Source organism: Streptomyces sp. NPDC048278 (genome assembly GCF_040652195.1).
Classification (GTDB): Bacteria; Actinomycetota; Actinomycetes; order Streptomycetales; family Streptomycetaceae; genus Streptomyces.
The window spans coordinates 1-26,522 of sequence record NZ_JBEZLP010000030.1; the positions used below are offsets into that span (position 1 = coordinate 1).

General features: G+C 72.6%; 17 protein-coding genes and 2 pseudogenes. 8 read left to right on the forward strand and 11 right to left on the reverse strand.

Translation table 11 applies throughout. The features are described 5' to 3' along the window. A pseudogene (locus tag AB0D74_RS37400) lies at nt 1-603 on the forward strand (phenylacetate--CoA ligase); the annotation flags it as partial. A gap of 42 nt (nt 604-645) precedes the next feature. After that, nucleotides 646-1,131, forward strand: coding sequence for a GNAT family N-acetyltransferase (locus AB0D74_RS37405; RefSeq protein WP_362596879.1), 486 nt, complete (start codon nt 646-648; stop codon nt 1,129-1,131). Between the two features lie 131 nt (nt 1,132-1,262). Here the strand turns inward: AB0D74_RS37405 and AB0D74_RS37410 are convergent, their stop codons facing one another. Next, nucleotides 1,263-2,321 (reverse strand): cellulase family glycosylhydrolase, encoded by a 1,059-nt coding sequence (locus AB0D74_RS37410; RefSeq protein ID WP_362596882.1) that lies wholly within the window; start codon nt 2,319-2,321, stop codon nt 1,263-1,265. A 256-nt stretch (nt 2,322-2,577) separates the two neighbouring features. Between AB0D74_RS37410 and AB0D74_RS37415 the strand changes: the two genes are divergently transcribed. Continuing rightward, the gene (locus AB0D74_RS37415; RefSeq protein ID WP_362596885.1) at nt 2,578-3,672 is read left to right on the forward strand and encodes a LacI family DNA-binding transcriptional regulator; all 1,095 of its coding nucleotides are present in this window, start codon (nt 2,578-2,580) and stop codon (nt 3,670-3,672) included. On the opposite strand, the gene AB0D74_RS37420 is transcribed toward AB0D74_RS37415, so the two are convergent. Continuing rightward, nucleotides 3,638-5,260: an FAD-dependent monooxygenase gene (locus AB0D74_RS37420; RefSeq protein ID WP_362596888.1), complete on the reverse strand. Its 1,623-nt coding sequence runs from the start codon at nt 5,258-5,260 to the stop codon at nt 3,638-3,640. The two genes, AB0D74_RS37415 and AB0D74_RS37420, sit on opposite strands and share 35 nt — an antisense overlap. A 113-nt stretch (nt 5,261-5,373) precedes the next feature. Here AB0D74_RS37420 and AB0D74_RS37425 point away from each other — a divergent pair, with 113 nt between their 5' ends. Further along, nucleotides 5,374-6,330 carry a helix-turn-helix domain-containing protein gene (locus AB0D74_RS37425; protein WP_362596891.1) on the forward strand — a complete coding sequence of 319 codons (957 nt, stop codon included), beginning with the start codon at nt 5,374-5,376 and terminating at the stop codon, nt 6,328-6,330. Nucleotides 6,331-6,440: 110 nt separating this feature from the next. Next, nucleotides 6,441-7,436 carry a type I glyceraldehyde-3-phosphate dehydrogenase gene (gene gap / locus AB0D74_RS37430; RefSeq protein WP_362596894.1) on the forward strand — a complete coding sequence of 332 codons (996 nt, stop codon included), beginning with the start codon at nt 6,441-6,443 and terminating at the stop codon, nt 7,434-7,436. Nucleotides 7,437-7,502: 66 nt separating this feature from the next. Here gap and AB0D74_RS37435 read toward each other — a convergent pair whose 3' ends face one another. After that, the gene (locus AB0D74_RS37435; RefSeq protein ID WP_362596898.1) at nt 7,503-9,116 is read right to left on the reverse strand and encodes an MFS transporter; all 1,614 of its coding nucleotides are present in this window, start codon (nt 9,114-9,116) and stop codon (nt 7,503-7,505) included. A 410-nt stretch (nt 9,117-9,526) separates the two neighbouring features. Further along, the gene (locus tag AB0D74_RS37440) at nt 9,527-10,771 is read right to left on the reverse strand and encodes a ThuA domain-containing protein (RefSeq protein WP_362596901.1); all 1,245 of its coding nucleotides are present in this window, start codon (nt 10,769-10,771) and stop codon (nt 9,527-9,529) included. Nucleotides 10,772-10,999: 228 nt separating this feature from the next. Between AB0D74_RS37440 and AB0D74_RS37445 the strand changes: the two genes are divergently transcribed. After that, nucleotides 11,000-11,944 (forward strand): D-2-hydroxyacid dehydrogenase family protein, encoded by a 945-nt coding sequence (locus AB0D74_RS37445; protein WP_362596904.1) that lies wholly within the window; start codon nt 11,000-11,002, stop codon nt 11,942-11,944. Nucleotides 11,945-11,973: 29 nt separating this feature from the next. On the opposite strand, the gene AB0D74_RS37450 is transcribed toward AB0D74_RS37445, so the two are convergent. The 3 genes from AB0D74_RS37450 to AB0D74_RS37460 all read right to left on the reverse strand — a co-directional run bounded on the left by AB0D74_RS37450 (nt 11,974) and on the right by AB0D74_RS37460 (nt 17,875). Next, complete coding sequence (locus AB0D74_RS37450; protein WP_362596907.1) at nt 11,974-13,605, reverse strand: serine/threonine-protein kinase; 1,632 nt, start codon at nt 13,603-13,605, stop codon at nt 11,974-11,976. A 43-nt stretch (nt 13,606-13,648) separates the two neighbouring features. Further along, entirely contained in the window at nt 13,649-15,166 is a 1,518-nt protein-coding gene (locus AB0D74_RS37455) for a hypothetical protein (protein WP_362597148.1), read from the reverse strand. Between the two features lie 240 nt (nt 15,167-15,406). Further along, entirely contained in the window at nt 15,407-17,875 is a 2,469-nt protein-coding gene (locus AB0D74_RS37460) for a SpoIIE family protein phosphatase (RefSeq protein WP_362596910.1), read from the reverse strand. A 217-nt stretch (nt 17,876-18,092) separates the two neighbouring features. Here AB0D74_RS37460 and AB0D74_RS37465 point away from each other — a divergent pair, with 217 nt between their 5' ends. Beyond that, nucleotides 18,093-20,177, forward strand: coding sequence for a SpoIIE family protein phosphatase (locus AB0D74_RS37465; RefSeq protein ID WP_362596913.1), 2,085 nt, complete (start codon nt 18,093-18,095; stop codon nt 20,175-20,177). Nucleotides 20,178-20,294: 117 nt separating this feature from the next. Here AB0D74_RS37465 and AB0D74_RS37470 read toward each other — a convergent pair whose 3' ends face one another. The 3 genes and pseudogenes from AB0D74_RS37470 to AB0D74_RS37480 all read right to left on the reverse strand — a co-directional run bounded on the left by AB0D74_RS37470 (nt 20,295) and on the right by AB0D74_RS37480 (nt 23,455). After that, the gene (locus tag AB0D74_RS37470; RefSeq protein WP_362596916.1) at nt 20,295-21,953 is read right to left on the reverse strand and encodes a hypothetical protein; all 1,659 of its coding nucleotides are present in this window, start codon (nt 21,951-21,953) and stop codon (nt 20,295-20,297) included. Between the two features lie 165 nt (nt 21,954-22,118). Beyond that, nucleotides 22,119-22,805 (reverse strand): annotated as a pseudogene (locus AB0D74_RS37475) (polysaccharide deacetylase family protein); the annotation flags it as partial. Then, the gene (locus tag AB0D74_RS37480; RefSeq protein WP_362596919.1) at nt 22,805-23,455 is read right to left on the reverse strand and encodes a glycoside hydrolase family 11 protein; all 651 of its coding nucleotides are present in this window, start codon (nt 23,453-23,455) and stop codon (nt 22,805-22,807) included. The pseudogene AB0D74_RS37475 and the gene AB0D74_RS37480, both read right to left, overlap by 1 nt. A 346-nt stretch (nt 23,456-23,801) precedes the next feature. On the opposite strand from AB0D74_RS37480, the gene AB0D74_RS37485 reads away from it, so the two are divergent. Beyond that, on the forward strand, nt 23,802-24,995 hold the full coding sequence (locus AB0D74_RS37485) for a PP2C family protein-serine/threonine phosphatase (RefSeq protein ID WP_362596922.1): 1,194 nt from the start codon (nt 23,802-23,804) through the stop codon (nt 24,993-24,995). On the opposite strand, the gene AB0D74_RS37490 is transcribed toward AB0D74_RS37485, so the two are convergent. After that, nucleotides 24,982-26,511, reverse strand: coding sequence for an aldehyde dehydrogenase family protein (locus tag AB0D74_RS37490; protein WP_362596925.1), 1,530 nt, complete (start codon nt 26,509-26,511; stop codon nt 24,982-24,984). The genes AB0D74_RS37485 and AB0D74_RS37490 overlap by 14 nt on opposite strands. Nucleotides 26,512-26,522: the final 11 nt, after the last annotated feature.

The window sequence follows — 26,522 nt, forward strand, 5'->3', positions numbered from 1 at the left end:
GCGAGGTCCGGTCTCACCAGGTGCAGGTACTCGGGTGCGATGGGCATGGGCCGAAGCTAGCGCGAAAGACGGTCCTACTGAAAGGTTTCGGAGGACCACTTCTACCCGGAGGTCGTGGATCCGCTGACCGACGAGGCGCTGGCGGAGGGCGAGAGCGGCGAACTGGTCTTCACCTCGCTGACCAAGGAGGCGCTGCCCGTCATCCGCTACCGCACCAGGGACCTGACCCGGCTGCTGCCCGGCACGGCACGTCCCGGGTTCCGCCGGATCGAGAAGATCACCGGCCGGTGCGACGACATGATCATCCTCCGGGGGGTCAACGTCTTCCCCAGCCAGGTGGAGGAGATCGTGCTGCGGACGCCGGGGGTGGCCCCGCACTTCCAGATCCAGATCAGCCGGCGGGGACGGATGGACCACATGACCGTCCAGGTCGAGGCGCGGCCCGACGCCACCCTCGACGACCGTACGGCCGCGACGAGGACGATCGTCCAGGGCATCAAGGACGGCGTCGGCGTCACCGTGGAGGTCGCGGTCGTCGAGCCGGAGACGCTGGAGCGCTCGCTCGGCAAGCTGCGCCGGGTGAAGGACCTGCGCCGGGACTAATGCGTTGGCGGGCGGACGGCCGCACTGCCTACCGTCCTTCCCATGCCAGAACTCCAGTTGCTCCGCGCCGACCACGCCGCGGCACTGCTCGCCTTCGAGTCGGAGAACCGCGCCTATTTCGCGGCGGCCGTCCCGGACCGCGGTGACGACTACTTCGCCCGGTTCGACGTGGTGCACCGGGCGCGGCTGGCCGAACAGGAGGCCGGGACCTGCTACTTCCACGTGCTGGTCGACCCGGCGGGCGAGGTGCTGGGGCGGGTCAACCTGGTGGACGTCGCGGACGGCGGCGCCGACCTGGGGTACCGGATCGCGGAGCGGGCCACCGGGCGGGGGCTCGCCACCTGGGGCGTACGCCAGGTGTGCCGACGCGCCGTCGACACCTACGGGCTGACCACCCTGCGGGCCGCCGCCGACCTCCGCAACGCGGCGTCCCGGGCCGTCCTCGCCCGGACGGGGTTCACCGTGAACGGTGAGACGCGGCTCTCCCGTGGTCCGGGGCTGACGTATGTGCTGCGTCTGCAGCCCTAGCCGCTCCGCTGGAGTGCCGCAGTCATGTGTCCGCGGCGCCGTCGTGGCTGGTCGCGCAGTTCCTCCCCCAGCCTTCGGCCGGGGGTACCCCCAGCGCCCCTTTGGGGCGGCCGAAGCCGCCCCGGTGGCGGTCAGCCGTCGATCGGCCTGCCGCGGCCCCAGGCCCAGGCGAGGCGGTCGGCGCCGGACTGGTTGGTGGTGGCCAGCCAGGGGCGGGACGCGTCGCCGACGAGCTTCTGGATCGAGTACGTGTCGTCGGTGCGCAGGCCGGGCCAGTACACCGAGCCCATGCCGAGCTTGCGGAAGGTGTCGGTGTCGGCCTGGATGAAGTTGACGGAGTTGTCGTCCGGAGCGGGCTTGTCGTAGTCGAGGCCTGTCGTCATGGGGGCGCCGAACTCGTCGGCGACCGTGCGGTTCGCGCAGTCGCCGAGGCGCTCCTTCAGGTCGGCCACCCACTGGTCGTAGGTGGCGTAGCTCTTCCAGAAGCCGTAGTGGTGCAGGGAGAGGTAGGTGCCCTTCAGGCGCGGGTCGGCGCAGACGGTGGTGACGTGGTCGTTGTAGCCGGCGCCGCTGACGAAGACGCGGTCGTGCGGGACGGACGGGTAGGTGGCCAGCCACTTCGCCGCGAGGTCGGCCCACTCGGCGTCGGTGTAACCGTGCGGCTCGTTCATCGGCTCGAAGTAGACGTGCGGGTCGTGCCGGTAGGCCTTGACGACCGTGTTCCACATGGGCCAGTAGGTGGCCTCGTCGTCGATGAAGCCGTCCTTGTTCGCGCCGGTGCCCTCCCAGTAGGAGACGATCACCTTGAAGCCCCGCGCGGAGGCCGCGTCGATGACCCCGCGGTAGGACTTCCAGTAGGAGCCGTTCACCGTGTACGGGTTGATGGGCAGCCGTACGGTGTTGGCCCCGAGGTTGGCGCGGAAGGCCGCGATCACCCGGGTCGCCTTGGCATAGGTCTGGGCGTAGCTGTCGGAGAGCGACAGGCCGGAGAGGACCACCGGGTCGTCGGCGTAGTTGTCGCGCGGGTCGGCCCAGTTGACGCCCTTGAACTGGCTGGTGCCGTGACCCGGTACGGCGGCGGAGGCGGGGCTGCCGGTGAGGGTCGTGGCGCCGACCGCGGCGATCGCGACCGCCGCGAGGGCGGCGCGGGTGCGGGGGGCGATAGGGGTTCTGGCGGGGGTCTTGCGCATCAACGTGCCCTTTCGGAAGACGGCGGCTCGACGCGGGGGCCCGCGGGCCCGCGCACGTGTTCACGTAAACATCGACGCGGCATGTTCACGTGAACATCTCCTCCGCGACCATGCCCACGGGATCTCCGCCGGGGCTGGTCACGAGGCGATGTTTACGTAAACTCGAAAGCGTCGGAATCGTGGCACCCGCTCCTGCGGCCGTCAAGATTCCCGGTCCCGACTTCCCGTGCATGAAGGAGAATTGAGGGGTGGGGCGATGGTCCTGAACGAGCCGGAGCAGCCGGTCGAACCGGCCGCCGGCGGGGCGCGGCGGGACGGTTCCGGGGTTTCCGGCGGGCGCCGCAAACAGCGCGTCTCCATGGCGGACGTCGCCGAACTCGCCGGGGTCTCCTCGCAGACGGTCTCGCGGGTCTCCAACGGGCATGCCGGGGTGGTCGGTTCCACCCGGGAGCAGGTGCTGGCCGCGATGCGGGAGCTCGGCTACCGGCCCAACAGCGCGGCCCGCGCCCTGCGTTACGGCCGGTTCAACACCATCGGCGTGATCCTGTTCAGCCTCTCCTCCACGGGCAGCAGCCGCACCGTCGAGGCGATCGCCACGCATGCGGCGGCCGAGGGCTACGCCATCACCCTGATCCCCATCGACGTGGCCACACAGGACAACGTGCTGGGCGCCTTCACGCGGATGGGCGAGCTGGCGGTGGACGCCGTCATCGTCATCATGGAGATCCATCTCCTGGACGCCGCCACCGTGCACCTGCCGCCCGGCGTCCATGTCGTGGTCGTGGACTCGGACGCCGGGGACCGCTACGGCGTGGTCGACACCGACCAGGCCGACGGCGCGCGCAGGGCCGTACGGCACCTGCTGGACCTGAGGCACCGCACGGTGTGGCATGTGGCGGGGCCCGGGTCCTCGTACGCGGCGCAGCGACGGGCGCAGGCCTGGGAGGCGGTGCTGGCGGAGGCGGGGTGTCCGGTCCCGGCGCCGCTGCGCGGTGACTGGTCGGCCGAGTCCGGTTACGCGGCGGGGCTCGCGCTCGCCGAGGAGCCCGAGTGCACCGCCGTGTTCGCGGCCAACGACCAGATGGCGCTGGGTGTGCTGCGGGCCTGCCACGAGCGGGGCCGGTCCGTCCCCGCGGACATCAGCGTGGTCGGCTTCGACGACACCCCGGACGCGGCCTTCTACATCCCGCCCCTCACCACCGTCCACCAGGACTTCGCCGAGGTCGGCCGCCGGTGTGTGGAGGGTGTCCTGCGGCAGCTCCGCACCGGCGACGACTCCCGTCCCGGCACCGACCTCGTCCCGGCCCGCCTGGTGGTCAGGGAGAGCACCGCCCCGCCGCGCACGACGTGACGGCGGTCAGGGCGTCGCGCAGCGCCGAGCCGGCCGGCGGGGGCCCGTCCCAGCGGGCGGCGATGTGGCCGTCGGGGCGGACGAGAAGCGCACCGCCGTGCGGGCCCAGGCCGTACCGTCCTGCGGGTTCGCCGGGCAGCGGCTCGACGCGCACCGGCCAGGGGCCGGTGGTGTGCCGCCGCCAGGGGCCGGGGTCCGGGGTGAGCACGGTGAACCACTCGCCGAGCGCGTCGAGCGTGGAGCGGCCCGGGGAGAGCCAGTGGTGGGGCATGCGGTGGCCCGGCCGCGCGGTGGGCACGTACTCGGTGCCGGGGGCCTCCGGCCGACCGTCGCCTGCGCCGTCGCCATGGCCGTAGCCTGCGCCGCCGCCGCTGTCGCCGTCGCCGTCGCCGAGGACGGCTGCGGAGTCGTACGCCGTGCCGAGGACCAGGCCGAGCTGTGCGAAGTACCGCTCCGACCAGGGCAGTTCGACCGGCGCCGGGGAGCCGCTGCGCAACTGCTCCTTGCGCAGGTCCTGCACCTGGACCAGCAGCCGGGTGTTGGCGACCGCCTGGCGGAGCGTCTCGTGGGCCACCGGCCGGCGCTCGGTCTCGTACGTGTCCAGCAGGGCGGGTCCGGCCCAGCCCTGCAGCACGCCGGCCAGTTTCCAGCACAGGTTGTGCGCGTCCGCGACACCGGCGTTCATGCCGAGGCCGCCGATCGGCGGGACCGCGTGCGCGGCGTCGCCCGCCAGCAGCACCCGGCCCCGCCGGAAGCTCTCGGCGACGTGCGCGGTCATCGACCAGTGCTGGATCCGCACCACGTCGGCGCGTACGGCGGCACCGGGGCCCAGGGCGTGCGAGACGCGGGCGGACCAGTCGGTCTGCCCGTTCCCTTCGGGCGTGGCGCCGAACCAGGCCCAGCCGCCCTCCGGGTAGAGCGGGGTGAAGGTGCCGAACGCGGTGAAGTAGACCCCGGCGGGCTGGTGCGCGCACCAGCGGCCCAGGTCGGCGTCGAACACGACGGTGGTGTAGTCGCCGAGCGCTCCGGGGCCGGTGGCGGGGATGCCCAGCCGCTCGCGGACGGTGGAGTTCGCGCCGTCGGCGGCGATCACGTACCGGGCCCGGACGCGGGTCCGCCCGCCGTTCCCGCCGTCGGCGAGTACGGCGACGACACCCTCCGTGTCCTCTTCCAGGCCTACCAGTTCGGTGCCGAACCGCACCTCTCCCCCGGCGGCGGCCAGCAGGGTGGGCTCCAGCCGGTCCTGCGAGGTGACCACCCCGACGACCGGGCTCTCGGCGACCGTGGCACGCACCCCGACCATGGCGGCGCTGGCGAAGTCGGGGTCGCACAGGGTGTCCCGGAAGCGCACCCGCCCGTACTCGCGTGCGAACGCGTCCGCCGCGACTCTTTCGGCGACCCCGAGCCGGCGGAAGATCTCCATGGACCGCACGTTGACCAGCCGGGACCGGGGGAACGGGGACAGCTCCCGGTGCTTCTCGACCAGCAGGGACGGCACCCCCCAGCGGCCCAGCAGCGCCCGCGCGGTGAGCCCGACCGGGCCCCCGCCGACGATCAGCACCGGCACCTCTGCGTCCGCTCCAGGCATGGCTCCATCATCGGGCTCAGGCGACCGGCCGCCGTCACCCACCGCGGGCATGCACCCGAACGAGTGCCCGCCCATGCCGAGGGGCGGGGTCGGGGCCTCGTACCCTGTCCGATGTGTCTCCCGTCCGTCTGCATCGCGTCGCCGTCCTTGTGCTGGAGGGGGCGAAACCCCTCGACGTCGGCATCCCGGCGCAGGTGTTCACGACCCGGGCGAGCATGCCGTACGAGGTACGGGTGTGCGGTGCGGCGCCCGGTCTGGTCACCGGCGGCGACGGGCTGTCGTACCACGTCGCCGACGGCCTGGACGCGCTGGAGTGGGCGGAGATCGTGTTCGTGCCCGGGTACCGGTTCCCGGACCGGGACGACCCGCCGCAGGCCGTCGTCGACGCGCTGCTCGGCGCGCACCGGCGGGGCGCGCGGCTGGCCGCGATCTCGACGGGGGCCTTCGCGCTGGCCGCGACCGGGCTGCTCGACGGCAGGCGGGCCACCACGCACTGGCACTACACGCGCGCCCTCGCCGAAAAGCATCCGCTGGTCAAGGTGGACGAGAACGTGCTCTTCGTCGACGAGGGCAGCGTGCTGACGTCGGCCGGCGCGGCCTCGGGGATCGACCTGTGCCTGCACATCCTCCGCGGTGACCTGGGCGTCGCCGCCTCCAACCACGCGGCCCGGCGGCTGGTGGCGGCCCCCTACCGCAGCGGCGGCCAGGCGCAGTACGTGCCGCGCAGCGTGCCCGAGCCACTCGGGGAGCGGTTCGCCGCGACCCGCGAGTGGGCGCTGCACCGGCTCGGCGAGCCGCTCACCCTCGACGTGCTCGCCCGGCACGCGGGGGTGTCGGCGCGGACGTTCTCGCGGCGGTTCGTGGCGGACACCGGGTACACGCCGATGCAGTGGGTGATGCGCGCCCGGATCGACCTGGCCCGTGAACTCCTCGAACGGTCGGAGCGGAGCGTCGAGCAGATCGCCGGCGACGTCGGCCTCGGCACCGGCGCGAACCTGCGGCTGCACTTCCAGCGGATCCTCGGCACGACGCCGAGCGACTACCGGCGCACCTTCACCAAGGGCGAGTAGGGCCGCCCGGGTGACGCCCTGGCGGGATCCTTTCGAACCATGGCGTTCTCGCCGCTGTCCCGGCCGCGGGCGACCCGCGAACCTGGTGGCGTAGCGAAGGGACACCACTTATGACTCGTATCGCCGTCAACGGATTCGGCCGCATCGGACGCAATGTGCTGCGGGCCCTGCTGGAGCGGGACAGCAGCCTGGAGATCGTCGCCGTCAACGACCTCACGGAGCCGGCCGCCCTCGCGCGGCTGCTCGCCTTCGACTCCACGGCCGGCCGCCTCGGTCGCCCGGTGAGCGTCGACGGGGACGTCCTCGTCGTCGACGGCCGCCGCATCAAGGTCCTCGCCGAGCGCGAGCCGGCGCAGCTGCCGTGGGCCGAACTCGGCGTGGACATCGTGCTGGAGTCGACCGGCCGCTTCACCTCGGCGAAGGCCGCCCGCGCCCACCTCGACGCGGGTGCCCGGAAGGTGCTGGTCAGCGCGCCGTCGGACGGTGCGGACGTGACGCTGGCGTACGGCGTGAACACCGACGCGTACGACGCGGAGCTGCACACGATCGTCTCCAACGCGTCCTGCACGACCAACGCGCTCGCGCCGCTGGCCGCCGTCCTCGACGAACTCGCCGGTATCGAGCACGGGTTCATGACCACGGTGCACGCCTACACGCAGGAGCAGAACCTGCAGGACGGCCCACACCGCGACCCCCGGCGCGCCCGTGCCGCCGGGGTCAACATCGTGCCGACCACGACCGGCGCCGCCAAGGCGATCGGGCTGGTGCTGCCGAACCTCGACGGCAGGCTGTCGGGCGACTCGATCCGGGTGCCGGTGCCGGTGGGCTCGATCGTCGAGCTCAACACGACCGTGTCCCGTGACGTGACGCGCGACGAGGTGCTGGCCGCGTACCGCACGGCGGCCGAGGGGCCGCTCGCGGGTGTCCTGGAGTACTCGGAGGACCCGCTGGTGTCGTCGGACATCACGGGCAACCCCGCCTCGTCGATCTTCGACTCGGCCCTGACCCGTGTCGACGGCCGCCACGTCAAGGTGGTCGCCTGGTACGACAACGAGTGGGGCTTCTCGAACCGGGTGATCGACACGCTCGAACTGCTCGCGCGCTGACGGGTGCCGGAGAGCGGGGCGAAGCGGCCGGTCACCGTGCGGTGGCCGGCCGCTTCGCCCCGTGGTTCAGCCGGCGGCGCCGGCCGGGTGCACCGCCGCCTCCGGTGCCGCCTGCGGGGCGCGGGCCGGGCGGATCCCGATGAGTGCCACGGCGATCACCGCGGCCACCAGCATCCCGATGCCGCCGACGAGGGCGCAGGTGTGCAGAGCGTCGGTGAAGCTCGCGCCGTAGGCGGCCTGTGCCTGTCCGGTGCTCGCCGGGGTCTTCAGCTGCAGGAAGGCGCCCGCCTGGATGCCGACGTGGGACACCAGGCCGCTCACCTGGCCCTGGTCGGCGGGGCTCAGCCCGGACGAGGCGAGGTGGCCGGGCAGGGTGGCCAGGGTGCGGTGGGTGAGGACGACGCCGAAGACGGCGGGGCCGAGGGCGCTGCCGATCTGGCGGAGCGCGCTGTTGGCCGCGGCGGCGGTGCCGCCGAGCCGGTGCGGCAGGGCGTCCATGGCGATGGTGGTGATCGGCGCCATGGCGAGCGCGATGCCGATGCCGAGGACGCCGATGATCAGGGCGGCCTCGCCGGTGCCGGTGCCGGCCTGGAAGGCGTTCATCAGCAGCGCGCCGATGCCGCCGACGACCAGGCCGGTGACCAGGAGCAGTCCGGGCGTGACCCGGTTCATCAGCCGCCCGACCAGCGGGCCGAGCACCACCGTGAAGCCGTTGATGGCGATGAGCCGGATGCCGATGTCCAGCGTCGAGGCGTGGTGGACGAGCCCGAAGTACTCGCTGAGCGCGAAGACCAGGCCGACCTGGGCGAACAGGGTGACGGCCATGACGAGTGCCGCGCCGGAGAACGCCCGGGACGTGAACAGGCGCATGTCGAGCATCGGGCAGGCGGAGCGAAGTTCCACGAGGACGAACCCGGCCGCGCCGAGGGCGGCTGCCACGAGGGCGATCACGACCTGGGCCGAGGACCAGCCGGCGCTGCCGCCCTCGATGACGCCGTAGACCAGGCCGGTGATGGCGACGACGGCCAGCAGTTGGCCCGGGATGTCCAGGTGGCGCTCGCGCTCGGCGCGGGAGTCGGTGAGGACGACGGCGCCGAGCACGGCGGTGACCACGGCGAGGACGAGCGAGGGCAGGAAGATCCACCGCCAGCTCGTGTGCGCCACGATCACGCCGTTGACCACCGGGCCGAGGGTCAGTCCGAGGCCGAGGGCGGCCGTCCAGAGGGCTATCGCGCGAGCGCGTTTGCGGGGGTCCGGGATGACGTGGCCGATCAGGGCGAGCGTGGCGGGCAGCAGCGCGGCGGTGCCGACACCGGTGAGGGCCTGGCCCACGCAGACCTGCACGACGCTGCCGGCGGTCAGGCAGACCAGGCAGCCGACGCAGAACAGCGCGAGCCCGGCGAGGTACGTCTTCTTGCGGCCGTACAGGTCGCCGACCATGCCGCAGGTCAGAAGCAGTGCCGCGGTCGGCAGGATGAAGGCGTCGGTGATCCACTGCAGGCCCTCGGTGGAGGCGTCGAGGGCCTGTTGCATGACCGGCAGCGCGACGGAGACGCCGACGACCGGCAGGTACGAGACGAACACCCCGAGGCAGGCCAGCACGACGGTGGCCGTGATGTGCCGGCCGCCGGTACCGGTGTCGGGCGGCGCGGACGACGGGGACGAGGCAGGAGAAGGCATGGCCACAGGGCACCTCGGGGCAGTGGAGTGACAGGGCGACGTCCGGGGGCGGCGCTGGGGTGACCTGTCGACTCCCGATCGACGGGTGCACCGCGGCTCTGCCGCCGGGCCGACAGCGGGAGCCGCGTCAGGTCGGTCCCGGCTGCCGTCCGCGCGGCGCCTGCGCGGCGGGTTCGGCCGGAATCTCCGTTGACGTGAGCCACTTCTGTCGGGGCGAGCGCTTCGGACCGTATACCGACGTGCCGCCTGCGGAGATGCCCTTGGACCCGCAACCTAAGGTGAACGGCGCTGACGCCTGCCGCCCGCTCTCCGCCCTTCCGCCGCCCCGGGGGTGCCGTCCCCGGCGAACACGTGCGACGCGGGCATGCCGGGTGCCGGCATGCCCGCGTCGCACCGGGGTGTCGGGTGGGTCAGGACGGGAGGGTCCAGTTCTGGTTGGCGGCTCCCGAGCAGGACCAGATCTGGAGCCGGGTGCCGTTGGCGGAGCTCGGTCCGGTGGCGTCGAGGCACTTGCCCGACTGCGGGTTGACGAGCGAGCCGTTGGAGCCCGCCTGCCAGACCTGCGAGCCGGAACCGTTGCAGTCGTACAGCTGGACCTTGGTGCCGTTGGCGGTGCCGGCCCCGGTGACGTCCATGCACTTGCCGAGGGCGGTGAGGGTGCCCGAGCTGCCGACCGTCCAGTTCTGGGCGCCGGTGCCGTTGCAGTCGTAGAGCTGTACGGCGGTGCCGTTGGCGGTGGCGGCGCCCGCGACGTCCACGCACTTGCCGCCGTACCCGTGGATCGGTCCGGTGGCGCCGGTGGGCGGGGTGACCGGACCGGACTGGCCTGCCGCCCACTTGATCTCCTGGAGCAGGAGCTGGTTCTGCCGGTCGCTCGCGAACGTCGACGACAGCGTGGTGTTGGTCGCGTAGTCCATCGCGTTGTGGCCGAAGTTGTTGTAGACCATCTTGTAGTTCCGGTTGGACCAGACGATCGGGTAGTAGCCGCTGTACCAGGTCTGGTTGGGGTCGGTGCCGACCGGGAAGGTCGACGGGGCCATCGAGGCGAGGATGTCGATGGCCGGGTTCTGCCGCAGGTCGTTCTGCCAGCTGTACCACTCGCTCACCGAGGACGTGATGGTGGACGGGAGGTTCGCGGTCGCCGGGTGCGAGGGGTCGTCGATCTGCAGGGTCTCCTGGGTCGGCCCCCAGGAGTTGCTCTTGAACGTGCCGGTGCCGAGGAAGGTGTTGTGGTACCAGGGCCAGTCGCCGGTGTCGTCGTTGTACGCCGAGACGTGGAAGCCGATGAACCCGCCTCCGTTCGCCACGTAGGTCTGGAAGGCGGCCTGCTGGGACGCGGTGTGGGGATAGTCGTCGAGGAACATGACGACCTGGTAGCCGGCCAGCGTGGAGGCGTTGAGCCGGCTCCAGTCCGTGGTCGCGGTGTAGGTGAAGCCGTTCGCCGCGCCGGCCTGCGGGAACCAGGTGTTGGCCTCGTGGTCGAAGCTGATGTGGGCCGCGTCGTAGGTGCCGTCGTAGAAGGCGATCACGTTGACGGTGGTGGCGGCGCGGGCGTGATGGGCGGGGGCGGCCTGGACGCCGAGCACGACGGCGAACAGGGCGAACAGTCTCAGCAGGGTGCGGGGCCAGGCGAGGTGCGGGTGGGGGGTGACCATGCGGGGGCCTTCCTCATACGTGACCGTCGGATACATATGCGGGTGAGCCGCATTGAAGGCCCCGCTACGCGTACATGTCAATGGTGCAGACCAAGTGCGGGCCGCGGGCGTGCACGGGATGCCATGGGCCACCGGGTGCAGGACCGTGGACATGACGGCGTCCCCGGAGGTGCCCTACAGATGACCGACCTGCTCCGAGGAGCGGGGCAGAGAACGGGAGGAATGCGGATGAGGATCGCGATCCTGGACGACTACCAGGGTGTGGCGCTGGGTCTCGCGGACTGGGCGTCGCTCCGCGCCGACGTGCGGGTCTTCTCGGAGCCCTTCGGCGGCGAGGACGCGGTGGTGGCCGCGCTCGCCGACTTCGAGGTGGTCGTGGCCATGCGCGAGCGGACGCCTTTCCCCGCGTCGGCCCTGGACCGGCTGCCGCGCCTGAAGCTGCTGGTCACCACCGGGCCGGTCAACGCGGCGATCGATGTGGACGCCGCACGCCGGCTGGGGGTCACGGTCTGCGGGACCGGGTACTTCTCGCACCCGACGGCCGAACTCACCTGGGGGCTGATCCTGTCCGCGGCGCGGCTGATCCCGCAGCAGGTGGACTCGGTGCGGCGGGGCGGCTGGCAGGAGGGGCTGGGGACGAGCCTGCGGGGCACCACGCTGGGGGTGCTTGGCCTCGGCCGGCTGGGGACCGCGGTGACGGAGGTGGGGCGCGCCTTCGGGATGCGGTGCATCGCCTGGAGCCGGCACCTGACTCCGGCGGACGCGCAGGCGAAGGGAGTGACCTGTGTGGCACGGGACGAGTTGTTCGAGCGCTCCGACGTGCTGAGCGTCCATGTCGTGCTCAGCGAGCGCACCCGGGGTCTGGTCGGGGCCCGCGAGCTGGGCCTGATGAAGCCGACGGCGATCCTGGTGAACACCTCACGCGGGCCCGTGGTGGAGGAGGCGGCGCTGATCAGGGCGCTCACCGAGGGAGGCATCGCCTCCGCGGCGCTGGACGTCTTCGACCGCGAACCGCTGCCGCCGGACCACCCGCTGCGTACCCTGCCGAACGCCGTGGTGACCCCGCACATCGGCTATGTCAGCCGGGATCTGTACGAGGTGTTCTACCGGGACGCGGTCGAGGACATCGCGGCGTGGCGGGCCGGAACGCCGGTGCGGACCCTGACGGGGTGAGGGCACCGCGTGCGTTCGGCGGGGTCCGCTCAGCCGTCGTACGGCATCACCTTGACGACCTTGCCCTGACTGTCCGTCTGGAGGTAGCCGCCCTGGTTGTACTTGTTGCTGAGGTAGACGGACATCCCGGCGGGGTCGCCGAAGGCGTTGCCCGGCAGGACGAGGACGAGGTAGCGGCTGTCGGGATCGGGCACCTTGAGCTGCTTGCGGGCCTGGGCCAGCAGCGAGGGGACCTTGTCCCAGGCGAAGCCGTCGAGGCTGACGGGCCTGTCGTCGCCGGTCAGGCTGCCCGAGATGATGTCCTTCTGCACGCCCTGGCCGGAGCGGTAGGTGTACATGTCGTACGCGGTGTCGCTGCCCTTCACCATCATGTAGGCGACGACGTACTCGGGGTACACGGTGAGCTTGCCGAAGCGGTTCCGGCCGGTCTGCTTCTCCAGGGCGGCGACGGCGGTGCGGATGCCCTGCGGGGTCAGCAGGTCGGACGTGGCGGTCTGCTGCGCGGCCGTGGGTGAGCCGGTGCTCCGGGCCGAGGGCGAGGTCGTGGCCGGGCCGGTGCCGGAGTCCGTGGCCCCGGAGGCCTGGCCGCCGGAGGCCCCGGAGGCCTGACCGCCCAGGTCCGGCAGCAGCGTCCAGGTGAGCGCGCCGGCCAGGGCCACCGCGGCCACGGGCAGCAGGAGCAGTGTCCGGCGGCGGCGCGGGGCGGCTCCGGGGGACATGGGCGCCGTGGTCAGGGGCCGCATGTCCTGCGGGACGGCGTCCTGCGGCGGCGCGGCCGGGGGTTGCAGCGGGAAGGACGTGGGGGACTCGGTCTGCAGGGCGGCCCGGGCCAGCATCCGCTCCAGCGCGGCGGCGTCGGGGCGGGCCGCCGGGTCGCGGACGAGGACCCGGGTGAGGACGTCGGTGAGGGGCCCGGCCTGGACCGGCGGCGGGACGTCCTCGGCGAGGACCGCGGCGAGCGTGGCGAGGGTGGTGCCCCGGCGCAGCGGATGGTGGCCCTCGACGGCGACGTACAGCATCATCGCGAGCGACCACAGGTCCGCGGCCGGCCCGCCGTCCTTGCCGGAGACGCGTTCCGGCGCCATGTAGTCGGGGGTGCCGATGACCGAGCCGGTGGCGGTGAGGGCGGTCGACTCGCGGACGGCGGCGATGCCGAAGTCGGTGAGGACGGGACGCCCGTCGGGGCGCAGCAGCACGTTGGCGGGTTTGACGTCGCGGTGTTCGATGCCGGCCTCGTGGGCGGCGCGGAGCGCGGCCAGCACCTCGCGGCCGATGCGCGCGGCCTCGACCGGGTTCATCGGGCCGGCGGCGAGCCGGTCGGCCAGCGAGCCGCCGGTCACGAGCTCCATGACGATCCACGGGTAGCTCCCGGGGCCGCCGTCGACGATGTGATGGATCGTCACCACGTTGGGGTGGTCGACCCGGGCCAGCGCGCGGGCCTCCCGCAGTACCCGTTCCCGCAGCAGCCGGGCGGCCTCCGGGTCCCACTCGGCGAGGCCGGGGTCGGACGGGCGTACCTCCTTCACGGCCACGCTGCGCCGCAGTACCAGGTCGGTGGCCCGCCACACCGTTCCCATGCCGCCGCCACCGAGCCGCGCCTCCAGCTCGAACCGCCCGTCGACGACCCGTCTCGCGGGGTCGTCCCTGCCCTCGTCGTTCATGCGCGGGAGCTTAGTTGGCCGGTACGACAGCCTCGCACCCCGCTCAGTACGTGGACCCCAGCGTCTGCGTGGTGTACGCGCACTCGGTGTAGATGTAGCCGTAGCGCAGCTTGGCGGTGTCGGAGCCCGGGGTGGCGGTGCTGTCGTTCTTCGGCTTGTGCACGAAGTACGTGGTGCCGGGCGGGAGGCTGATGGTGCGCTGCGGGTAGTTCTTGCCGCTGTCGCTGCACGGCTCCCAGCCGCTGATGAGCGGGCTGGCGAACGAGTAGGCCTTGCAACTGCCGCACGCCTTCAGGGTGAAGCTGCCGGTGACCGGGCCGGTGTACAGGACGGTGATGTCGTCGGGGCTGTCGTTCTTGACGGTCACGGAGATGCCGCCGCCGGAGGCGGTGGTGGGCAGCTTCTTCCCTGCTGCGGGGAGGGTCTGGGCGACCTCGGCGCCGATGGCGATCTTGCGGGCGTGGTCGCGGTTGCCGTCGTGCGGGTTGTCGGAGACGAACTGCTGCATGGTCTCCTGCGCCTGTGCGTAGTCGCCGTCCCGGTACTGCTGGACGCCGCACTGGTACTCCCCCGCGTTCCCGCTGCGTTCGGCCCGGCCGGCGACCTTGCCGAGACCGTCGGCCTCGGCGCCCGACCCGTTCGACAGCTGGGTGATCTGCGTGTTCAGGGTGCCCAGCTGCTTGACGGCGCCGCACGGGTCCTTCCCGGAGACCGCCTTCGCCGCCTTCTTCTCCGCGGCGTCCACGGCGGGTACGACCTTGGCGGCCTGGCCGGAGTCGGGGAACGTGCTCAGCAGGTCGCCGAACCGGTCGACCCAGTCGGTCCCGCCGGTGGACAGGCCCTGCGCGCCGCACTCGTAGAGCGAGGTGGCCAGCCGGTCGTCGGGCCAGTGGGCGAGCGTGCCGAGCTGGTCCTTCGGCATGGAGTCGGGCACCGTCCGCAGGAACTGGAGCGGTTCGACGGCCGCGCAGTAGTCGCGGTGGCTGTAGGCCGCCGCGACCGTCGTGTAGTAGGTCTTCAGGCGGTCGGGGACCTGGGCGGCGGCGCGTGAGCCGGCGTGGTGGACGGCGAGGTCGCGGTAGACGGCCAGCGCGTTGCGGTAACCCGACCTGGCGGTGCCGAAATCCTGTCCGGAGGCCGCGTCGACCTGCCGGTCGGCGCGGTCGAGCCGGGCGAGGAGGGCGCGTTCGACGGCTTCGTGCCGGGCGCTGTCGTACCAGAGCGCACCGCCCACCGGGACGGCGAGCAGGACGACGCCCAGCACGAGCGCGACGGGCCGCTGCCCCGGCCACACCAGACGGGTGCGCAGGCCGGCGAACCAGCCGTGGACGGCGGCCAGCAGGAGGAGCACGGCGTACAGGACGAGCGCGGTGCCGGGCACGCCGTCGGCGTCCGCGGGCAGGGCCACGACCAGCAGGACGACGGTGGCCGCCAGACACGCGGCCATCGGGATCCATCTTCGCAGGAGCAGGTAGCCGAGGCCGAGGCCGCTCAGGTTGAGCAGGGCGACGGCGGTGGCGCGCAGGGGGTCCGCCGGCGCGGGTGGCGGAGCCGACGGCATGGGCGGCACGAACGGGCCGGGAGGCGGGAAACCCGGGCCGGGAAAGCCCTGGTGCGGTAGGCCCTGGCCCGGGAAGCCGTGGTTCTGCGGGCCCTGGTGCGGTGGTTCCTGGTGCGGACCGTACACGCCGTCCCCGGACATGGCGGCTCCCCCAATTGCTGCCGAATCCTTGTGAATTGACAGCGTACGGCCATACGTGCGAATTCAACAGGGGGGCCGGGACGGTCCGTACACGACCGGTCACGCCCCGGGGATCTCCTGCTCGGCCCAGATGATCTTGCCTTCCCCGGTGTAGCGGACGCCCCACCGGTGGGCGAGCTGGGCCACCAGGAAGAGGCCCCGGCCGCCCTCGTCGGTGCTCCGGGCGTGCCGCAGCCGGGGCGCGGTGCTGCTGCCGTCGGCGACCTCGCAGGTCAGCCAGGCGTCGCGCAACAGCCGTAGCCGGATGGGCGGTTCGGCGTAGCGGATGGCGTTGGTGACCAGTTCGCTGACGATGAGCTCGGTGGTCGTCGCCAGTTCCTCGTAGCCCCACGCGACCACCTGGCGGACCGCCTCGGCGCGGACGTCGGCGACGGCGGCCGGGTCGACCGGCACCTCCCAGGAGACGACGTGGTCGGCGCCCAGGGCGTGGGTGCGGGCCAGCAGCAGGGCGATGTCGTCGGGCTGGGGCACGGGGACCAGCTGCTGGACGGCCGACGTGCACAGCGCGTCGAGATCGGCGCCGGGGGCGGACAGCGCACCGCGCAGGCGGGCCATGCCCAGTTCGACGTCCTGGTCGGCGCCTTCGATGAGGCCGTCGGTGTACAGGCCGAACAGGCTGCCCTCGGCGAGTTCGATCTCGGTGGCCTCGAAGGCCATCCCACCGAGCCCGAGCGGCGGACCGGCGGGGATCTCGGGGAAGTGGACGTGCCCGTCGGGCGAGACGACCACCGGTGGCGGGTGCCCCGCGCGGGCCATCGCGCACCGCCTGGTCACCGGGTCGTAGACGGCGTACAGGCAGCTCGCCCCGACGAACGTGTCCGCACCGCCCTCCGCCGGCCCGCCCGCGTTCCCCTCCTCCCCCAGCCGCAGCACGAGGTCGTCGAGGTGGGCGAGGAGTTCGTCCGGGGGCATGTCCATGTCGGCGAGGGTCTGGACGGCGGTACGCAGCCGGCCCATGCTCGCCGCCGCGGTGAGACCGTGCCCGACCACGTCGCCGACGACCAGCCCGACCCGGGCACCGGAGAGCGGGATCACGTCGAACCAGTCGCCGCCGACACCGTCCGTCGCGTCGGCCGGCAGGTAGGAGGAGGCCACGTCCACGGCCGTACCGCCGGTCAGGGCCTGCGGCAGCAGGCTGCGCTGGAGGGTGACGGCCGCCGTGTGCTCCCTGGTGTAGCGGCGGGCGTTGTCGACGCAGAGGGCGGCGCGCGCGACCAGTTCCTGGGCGAGCAGGACGTCGTCGGGTGCGAAGGAGAGCGGGTTGAGCGAGCGGGCGAAGGTGGTGAGGCCCAGGACGGTGTCGCGCGCCCGCATCGGCACCGAGATCAGGGTGTGCAGTCCGAACTCCCGGATGCGGTCGGCCCGCGCGGGCTGTTCGGTGATCCACAGGTGGTCGTCCGGGTCGAGTTCGGGGATGAGGACCGGCTCGCCGTCGATGAGCAGGCCGACGCCGTGCGGCGGGGGCAGGAAGTCGACCCGGTCGCCGACCCGCGCCACGGCCTCGGGACTGCCCTCGCGCACCGAGCGCAGCGCGGCGCGCCGCATCACCGCCCGGGTGGGGGCCGGGCCCGCGTCGGGCAGCCAGGCACCGTGTCCCTCGTTGCTGAGGACGGGCTCCAGGAGGTCGACGATGACGAAGTCGGCGAAGCGCGGGACGGCGAAGTCGGCGAGTTCCTGGGCGGTGCGCAGCACGTCGAGGGTGGTGCCGATGCGGGTGCCGGCCTCGTTCACCATCGACAGCAGTTGCCGCGCGTTCCAGCGTTCGGTGACGTCGGCGACCATGTAGCAGACGCCGGTCACCGCGTCGTCGGGGTCGACGAGCGGGAAGAACGACGTCGAGTAGGCGCGCCGGCGGTGCGGATCCGACCAGCTCCAGCCGATGTACTCGTACTCGGTGACCGGCTCCCTGGTCGTCAGCACCTTGCGCATCAGGCCCTCGATGGTGGTCCCCTGCAGACCGGGCAGCAGCTCGCTCAGCCGGCGGCCCAGGCGCTGCTCGCGGGGGACCCCGCCGAACTGCTCCAGGGTGTCGTTCAGCCAGACGTACCGCAGCTCCAGGTCCATCACGGCCATGCCGATCGGCGACCGGGTGAGGAACCCGTCGAGGACGGACTGGCCCACGGTCCACTGGGGGCGCTGCTCCCGCGCCGAAACCAGGAAGCACTCGGCGGCGCCGATCCGGAAGGACGCGGAGACCCGCAGGTCGACGACGACGCTGTGGCCGTCGAGGTGCCGTACCGGGACGAGGCCGCTCCATCCCATGCCCGAGCGGCAGCGCTCGGCGACGCCGGCGGCCCGGGCCGGGTCGACGCGCATGGCGAGCAGCCGCGCCGCCGGGTGCCCGAGCACGGCGGCGGCCGGATGGCCGAGCAGGGTCTCGGCGCCACGGGTCCAGCCGATCACGTCGCCCTCTGCCGACAGCACGGCCGCGGCGTCGCTGGAGGCGTCCAGGAGGTCGTACGGCCCCACGGTGGTCGGCACCTCGAAGTCTTCTCGCGGAGAATTCATTGGCTACATCCTGTACGTACCCCAATGTTCCTGCTTGTCCACGTGTTGCGCGCGGCCCCTGACGGGCGTGGGACGCGCGGCCGGACACACTGCGTGAGACCGGCGCGGACCGGGGTACCCGGTCTGGAGTTGGGGTGAGCCGCGAGCCGGGGCAGCATGGAAGGGCCGTAGCAGCGGCATCGGCATCGGCCCGGCGGCCGGTGGAGGTGGTTGAGGGATGGCTGTGGGTTCCCTGCGGGCCGGTGGCGCCGACGGCTCCGGCGGTGAGGAGTACGGGTCCGGCGGACCGCGTCCGACCGGCCTGCTGGACCTGCTGAGCGTGGCCGCGGTGGCGCTGGACTCGCAGGGCCGGATCGTGTTCTGGACCCCGCAGGCCGAGGAACTCTTCGGCTACACGTCCGAGGAGGCCCTGCGCAGGAACGCGGCGCGGCTGCTCATTCAGCCGGACCATCTGAAGGCCGCGGTGAAGGTCTTCATGGACGTGCTGGAGAGCGGGCGCAGCTGGGCCGGTGCCTTCCCGGTGCGGCACAAGGACGGCGGCAGCCGGCTGATGGAGTTCCGCACCATGCGGCTGCTGGACGATCTCGGCGACGTCTACGCCCTGGGCATCGTCGCGGACCACAACCTGCTCCAGCGGCTGGAGACCGACCTGGCGCTGTGCGAGCGGCTGATCAACCAGTCCCCGATCGGCCTGGCCCTGCTCGATCCGGATCTGCGCTACCTCCTGGTGAACCCGGCGCTGGAGCGGATCGACGGCGTCCCGGCCGAGGAGCACATCGGCCGCCATCTGCGGGAGACGCTGCCGTTGCCCGACATCGACACCGTGGAGTCGGCGCTGCGCCAGGTGCTCACCACGGGCACGCCGCTGCTCGACCAGTACCACGTAGGCCGTCCGCCCGCCGATCCGGAGCAGGAGCACGCCTGGTCGCTGTCGTTCTACCGGCTCGAGGACTCCGGCGGCCGGGTCCTGGGCGCCGCGATCTCGGTGGTCGACGTGACGGAACGGCACCGCGCGGCGGCCGAGGCCGACCGGGCCCGGCGCCGCCTCGCCCTGATCGCCGACGCCTCGGCCCGGGTGGGCACCTCGCTGGAGGTGGAGCGCACGGCGCACGAGCTGGCCGAGATCGCCACCCCGGTGCTCGCGGACGTGGTCGCGGTGGACGTGCTGGACGCGGCGCTGGCCCTGCGCCGCTCGCGCCGTCCCGACAACGGCCCGGAGCTGTTCCGGGCCCTGGCCCTCAAGGCCGCCCATCCCACGGTCGCCCTGCGGGCCGCCGACACGCCCGGTGACCTCGCCTCCTACGACGGCGACCGGCTGGTCACGCTGTGCGTGCACTCCGCGCGCCCGGTGCTGGTCCCGCGGGTCGGCAAGCACGACCTGCCGCGCATCGCCCGCAGCCCGGAGGGCGGTGCCCTGCTGGCGGAGGCGGGCGTGCACTCGTATCTCGCGGTGCCGCTGATCGCGCACGGCGAGGTGCTCGGCGCTCTCGACCTCAAGCGGACCCGCAATCCGCTCCCCTTCGACGAGGACGACGTCGTCCTCGCCACCGAGCTGGCCGGGCGGGCCGCCGTGGCCATCGACAACGCCCGCTGGTTCCAGAGCGTCCGCAACACCGCCCTCACCCTCCAGCGCAGCCTCCTGCCCGACCATCCGCCCGAGCACACCGGCCTGGAGCTGGCCTCCCGCTACGAACCGGCGCAGGCGACGAGCGAGGTGGGCGGCGACTGGTACGACGTGATCCCGCTGTCGCAGGACCGGACGGTGCTGGTCGTCGGCGACGTGATGGGCAACGGCATCGACGCCGCCGCCACCATGGGCCGGCTGCGCACCGCCACCTGCGCCTACGCGGACCTGGAGCTGCCCCCGGACGCGGTGCTCCGGCACCTGGACCGGATCACCTGCGATCTGGAGCACTACATCGTCACCTGCCTGTACGCGGTGTACGACCCGCACACCAGGACCTGCGAGATCGCCAACGCGGGCCACATGCCGCCCGCCCTGGTGCACTGCGACCGGCCGGCGGCCCTGCTGGAGCTGCCGACGGCCGCCCCGCTGGGGGTCGGCGGCATCCCCTTCGAGACGACGACCGTCGCCTTCGACCAGGGCGACCTGCTGGTCCTGTACACCGACGGCCTGGTCGAGACCCGCCGCCACCCCATCGACGACCGCCTCGACGTCCTCCTCGGCTTCCTCGACGAGCCCCACCGCCCCCTGGAGGAAACCTGCGACCTCCTCCTGCACGGCCTGCGCCACCCCGACGACCACGACGACGTGGCCCTCCTGATAGCCAGGGCCCTCTGACAACGACCTGTGCCCCGAAGGGGCGCTGGGGGTCCCCCCGGCCGAAGGCTGGGGGGAGGAACTGCGCGACCAGCCACGACGGCGCCGCGGACGAACGACGGCAGACCGCGGCGCCCGCTACGCCCCGCAGCACTCCGCCCGACAGAAGCACGACGCCCTGATCGGCACATCCGCGCAGGCGACCGCCAGCTTCAGCTGCCGGCCCACGATCCGCGCCTCGCCGTCCCGGCCGAGCCGCCGCAGGCACTCGTGGAAGCCGTGCAGCGCCCAGACGTTGCCCGGATGCTGCAACGGCCGGGGCAGGGTGTCGTCCAGCCCGAGGTCGGCCCGGTAGACCGCCTCGGCCTCGGCGATCCGGCCGCGTTCGAGGAGCAGGGCGCCGTAGGCGTGCCGGGTGGGCTGCATCCAGCCCCAGGGCTCGTCGTACGGGAGGTTGTCGTCCAGGTCGACGGACCGGCGCAGCTCGGCGAAGGCCGTGTCGAAGTCACCCTTGCGGTAGGCGAGTTCGCCGTCGAGCATGGCGGAGGCGATCGCCAGGATGTCGGCGCAGGTGTTGTTGAACAGCATGCGGGTCTCCGGAACGGCGGCGACCGCGTCCCGGAAGCGGGCCCGGTCGGTCTCGGCCTCGGCGATCCGGCCGGTGGCCGCGTGCGCGACACCGCGCGCGTAGTGCAGCATCGCGGTGGTCACGCAGTACAGCCCGGGGTCGGCGGGCAGCGGCAGGCGCAGGATGTCGTCCCAGCGGCCGAAGCGGACCAGGACGTGCACCCGCATCGCCAGGAACCCCTCCAGCCAGTCGGCCATCGGCGGGCTCTGCACCCGCAGCAGTTCCTCCGGTACGGCGGCTTCGAGCCGTTCGGCCGTGGCGAGGGCGTCCTGGAGGCGGCCCTGGAACATCGCGCCGTAGATCCCGAAGTGCAGGTTGTGGCAGCGGTAGAGGGTGTAGAAGTTCATCGCGCCGGCCCGGGCGAGGTACTTCTCGTCGGCGGCGACGGCCGCGGCGTTGTCGGCGACGACGCGCCGGTAGTCGCCGCAGAGGACCTCCAGGTGCGAGGGCATGTGCTGGAGGTGCCCGGCGTCGGGCACGAGGCCGCGCAGCCGGTCCGCGACCGGGAGGGCGGTCTCGGGCGTGGGCGACATCTCCATGAGGTGGATGTAGAGGTGCAGCAGCCCGGGGTGCCGGGTGCCGGCCTCGGTCCCGAGGGCCCGCTCCAGTACGGCCTTCGCCTCCTCCGTGCGGGCCCCGTCGGCCGGCCGGCCGCTGCGGATGTCCCAGAGCTGCCAGGGGGTGAGGTTCATCAGGGCGTCCGCGTAGAGGGCGGCGACGTCGAGGTCGTCGGGGGCCAGTGCGTAGGCGGTGCGCAGGCTGTCGGCGTAGCCGGTGTTCCACACCGAGCAGGCCGCCGCGTCCGGGGCCGCGGCCTGCGGGTAGCGGGCGCGCAGCGCCTCGATCAGGGCGCGTTCGACGGGGGTCGCGTGCGCGGCCTTGGCATGGGCGCGTTCCACGGCCGCATGGGTCCGCTCCACCGTGTGCGTCAGGTCGTCCGGGTCGAAGAACTCCCAGGGTTTGTTGTAGTTGGGGCCGAGGGCGTAGGCGAGGCCCCAGTCGGCCATGGCGCAGTCCGGATCCGCGGCGCCTGCCGCCTCGAAACAGCGGACGGCCTCCTCGTGGTTGAAGGCGTAGGTCCAGTTCAGTCCCCGGTCGAACCAGGTCTGCGCTGCGGCGGACGAAGTCGTCACGCGTCGGCCGTGACTGCCCAGGTCGTAGTAGTCCACGGTCGCGAACCTATCGACGCGGTGCGGGCGGGCGACGCCCGTTCATCCGAAGTCGTGAGCGTGGCGCGGCGGTTGACGGGCCGCCGCGCCACTCGTGCCACCGCTCCCCCAGGCGTTCCGGGCCTCTCGGGTCGCTCAGGTCGCTCAGATCTCTCAGGTCGCTCAGGGTGCGACGGCGCGGCCCGTCTGCGGGGAGATCCGCCCGGAGCAGAGTCCCTTGGCCGCGAGGGTCTGTGCGATGCGCGGGATCGCGGCCAGGGTGTTGGCCGGCCACTCGTGCATGAGGATGATCTGGCCGCCGGTGAGCCGGGAGACGGCCTGCACGATCGCGTCGGTGCTCGCGCCGTTCCAGTCCTGGGAGTCGACGTCCCAGATGATCTCGGTGAGCCCGTACTTGGCCTCGACCGCCCGCACGGTGGCGTTGGTCTCGCCGTAGGGGGGCCGGAACAGGAACGGTGTCCCGCCGCCGGCCGCCGCGACCGCCGACTGGGTGCGGGAGATCTCCGAGTCGATCTGCGCCTGGGTCTCCTGGGTGAGGTGCGGGTGGGTGTAGCTGTGGTTGCCGACCCACATGCCCGCACTGACCTCCGCCTTGACCTGGGCGGGGTAGGCCGCCGCGTACTGGCCCTCGTTGAACATGGTGGCCCGCAGCCCGTTCGCCTTCAGGGCGCTGAGCAGGCCCGGGGTGTGGGCGGTGGACGGCCCGTCGTCGAAGGTGAGGCCGACATAGCCCGCGCAGCCGGCGGAGCGGGCCGGGGCGGCGGCGACGGCGAGGGTGCCCGCGGCGGCCAGCGCGACGGCGGCGGCGGTCGCGACCAGGGGGCGTGACGAGCGCTCCGCTTCGGCGCTCATCACGCCACCGTGATACTGCAGCTGCCGCTGCTCTGGTAGCCCTCGGTCGCGAGGATCTGGTATTGACGCCCTCTCTTGCCCGAGGGCAGGAGATTCCGGTCCGTACCGCTACGCGGTACCACCATGGGTTCCTGTTTCACAGGCCACCGCCGACCGGTGCAGGTCGGTCTTACACGGCCTCCGCAGGCCTGACTTCCCGCCCGTCCGGCGGTAGGTCCCACGACTTCGTCGTCGGACAAGGCGATCCTAGCCATGCCGCTTCGCCCATCCGGGCCGCTACGGGCCAGTTGCCCTCCACGTCCCCCCTGAAGGGCGGAGCACTGGACAAGTGTTCGATAGCCGTTGCCGGAGGGGCTGAAGCTGCCCGAGTAGGTGACGTTGCGGCGGGCGCCGGTGCTCCAGCCCTTGCCGCAGACGAAGTTGCCGGTGTTGCTCCAGCTGGTGCCGTAGTTGCCGCCGGAGCCGAGGGTCAGGGAGACCGTGCCCTGTGCATCGGTCCAGAACGAGTAGTAGCCGTTGTTGGTGCCGGTCTGGTTCGTGGTGACGACGGTGGCGGCCCGGGCGGTGCCGGGCAGGGCCAGGCCGGCGGTGGCGCCCAGCAGCAGGGCGCCGGCGCTCCTGCGGCTCAGGGCGTGGTCGAGCGGGTTCATGGGATGCCTCCTCGTGTGGCCTGTGCGGGTGTGGCCTGGTCCGGAGTTTTGGTCTGCGCATGTCACCTGTCAACAGTTTCGGTAGTTATTTCGAAACCTTCGGTCAACCAGGCCGAGCATCTCCGCTGTTGGAGCGTGCATGGAACACATCGAAGATCGAAAAGGCCAGAAGGAGGCGCGAAGGAGATCAACTGACGAAGCTCAGAATCATCGAATGTTTCGATCCATGACTCGAATGCTGCCGCGGACTTCGTAACATGCCGCTGAGTGGAGCAATCACCGGCATTGCGGGCGGCTGCCCGGGAGGCTGGGTGTCTTGTCTAGATTCGTATGCCAGGAGTCCCGGGTGAGGTACGACGGTCCCAACCCTCCACTGCCCGCGCCCCCCGCGTGGATGCGCTGGCTTCCGGTCCTGTACGTGGCCGCCGTACTGCTGATCGAACCGGTGACCCCGGTGCAGTGGCCGGTGAGTTTCGTACTGATCGCCCTGCCCCTGGTGACCGCCTTCGCGCACCCGCCCGTCGTCGTCGCCGTCGCCACCGCCTTCGCCATCGGCCTCGAACTTTTACTGGCCGGAACCCCGTGCTGCGCGGGGCGCTCCGTCGGCTACGTCTGGGAACGGCACTACGTGGCCGCCTACGCGTGTACGGCCCTGGTGGGCGCGCTCGGCACGATTCTGGCGGCGCACCGGATCCGCCGTGAACGCACCCTGGCCGATGTCCGGTTCGTGGCCGAGATCGCGCAACGCGTCCTGCTCAGACCGGTCCCGCACCGGATCGGGAACCTGCTCCTCGAAAGCTTCTACCTGTCGGCCGCCGCGGAGGCACGCATCGGCGGCGACCTCTTCGAGGCGGTCCCCACCGCGTACGGGGTACGGCTGCTCATCGGGGACGTGCGGGGCAAGGGGCTGCTCGCGGTGGAGACCGCGGCGGCGATGCTCGGCGCGTTCCGTGAGGCCGCGCACGACGAACCCGACCTGTGTGCGCTGGTGGAGCGGGTGGACACCAGCATGAGCCGCCGGGCCGACTGGCTGGGCGGGACCGAGCTGGGCGAGCGGTTCGTGACCGCCGTCTTCGCCGAGATCCCCGAGGGCGAGCGGATCGTCCGCATCCTCAACTGCGGCCATCCGCCGCCGCTGCTCATCCGCCCCGGCGAGGTGAGCGAACTGGACCGGGGGCAGCCGGGTCCGCCGCTGAACCTCGGCATGCTCGTCGGGGATCCCTACCGCGCCGAGACCTACCCCTTCGGCCCCGGCGACCAGCTGCTCCTGTACACGGACGGGGTCACGGAGACCCGGGATCCCGCCGGCGACTTCTACCCGCTGCTCCAGCGGGTGCGTTCGTGGGGGCCGATGCCGCCCCCGGAGCTGCTGGAACGGCTCCACCAGGACCTGCTGGCCTACAGCGGCGACCAGTTGCAGGACGACACGGCCGCGCTGACCGCCTTCCTGCTGCCCGAGGGAGCGGCCGGGGCGGCCGGGGACGGTCACGGTGATCCGGGCACGGAGGCGTTCGGCGACCCGGGGGTCAGAGGAAGCTGACGCCCTGGGCCAGGGTGAGTGCGCCGGAGTAGTTGACCGTGTTGGTGGCGGAGCGCATGTACGCCTTCCAGGCGTCGGAGCCGGACTCCCGGCCGCCGCCGGTGTCCTGCTCGCCGCCGAAGGCGCCGCCGATCTCGGCCCCGGAGGTGCCGATGTTGACGTTGGCGATGCCGCAGTCGGAGCCGGCGGCCGAGAGGAAGAGCTCCGCCTCCTGCTGGTCGCGGGTGAAGATGCTGGAGGACAGGCCCTGCGGGACGTCGTTGTGGAGGGCGATCGCCTCGTCGAGGGTGTCGTAGGCGAGGACGTACAGGATGGGTGCGAAGGTCTCCTCCCGTACGACGTCGGTCTGTTCGTCGACGCGGACCAGGACGGGTTCGGTGTAGGCCGCCGCGGGTGCCGCCTCGGCCAGGCGGCGGTTGCCGCCGGCCAGCACCTTGCCGCCCTCGGCCTGGACACGGCTGAGGGCCTGCCGCATGCGGTCGAGGGCACCGGTGGTGATGAGCGGGCCGACGAGGGTCGCGGCGTCGAAGGGGTTGCCGACGGGGAGCCTGCCGTAGACGGCGGTCAGGCGCTCGGCGAGGGTGTCGGCGACGGAGCGGTGGACGATGAGCCTGCGGAGGGTGGTGCAGCGCTGGCCGGCCGTGCCCGCGGCGGCGAAGACGATGCTCTGGACGGCGAGGTCGAGGTCGGCGGAGGGGGCGACGATCGCGGCGTTGTTGCCGCCGAGTTCCAGCAGGCTGCGGCCGAAGCGGGCGGCGACGCGCGGGCCGACCTCGCGGCCCATCCGGGTGGAGCCGGTGGCGCTGACCAGGGCCACCCGCGGGTCGTCGACGAGCCGCTCGCCGACCGTGCGGTCGCCGAGCAGCAGGCGGTGGACGTCGCGCGGGGCGCCGGTCTCCTCGGCGGCGCGGGCCAGCAGGTGGTGGCAGGCCAGAGCGGTCAGCGGGGTGAGTTCCGAGGGCTTCCAGACCACGGTGTCGCCGCAGACCAGGGCGACGGCGGTGTTCCAGGACCAGACGGCCACGGGGAAGTTGAAGGCCGAGACGACACCGACCACGCCGAGCGGGTGCCAGGTCTCGGCCAGGCGGTGGCCGGGGCGTTCGGAGGCGATCGTACGGCCGTACAGCTGGCGGGACAGGCCGACCGCGAAGTCGCAGATGTCGATCATCTCCTGGACCTCGCCGAGCGCCTCGGAGCGGATCTTGCCGGCCTCGACGGTGACGAGGTCGGCCAGGTCGCCCTGGTGCTCGCGCAGCAGTTCGCCGAGGCGGCGGACCAGGTCACCGCGGCGCGGGGCCGGGGTGGTGCGCCAGGTCAGGAAGGCGGCGCGGGCGGCCGAGAGGGCTTCGTCGACGTCGGTGGCGGTGGCCGCCCGCAGGCCGAAGAGGTGCTCGCCGGTGACGGGGGTGCGGGCCGGGAGGTCGTCGCCCTCGGTGGCCTCCGCACCGATGTTCCGCAGGCAGGCCCGGGCGCGGGCGCGCAGCTCGTCCGTGGTGGGCAGCGCGGTGCTGGTCATCCTGGTCCTCC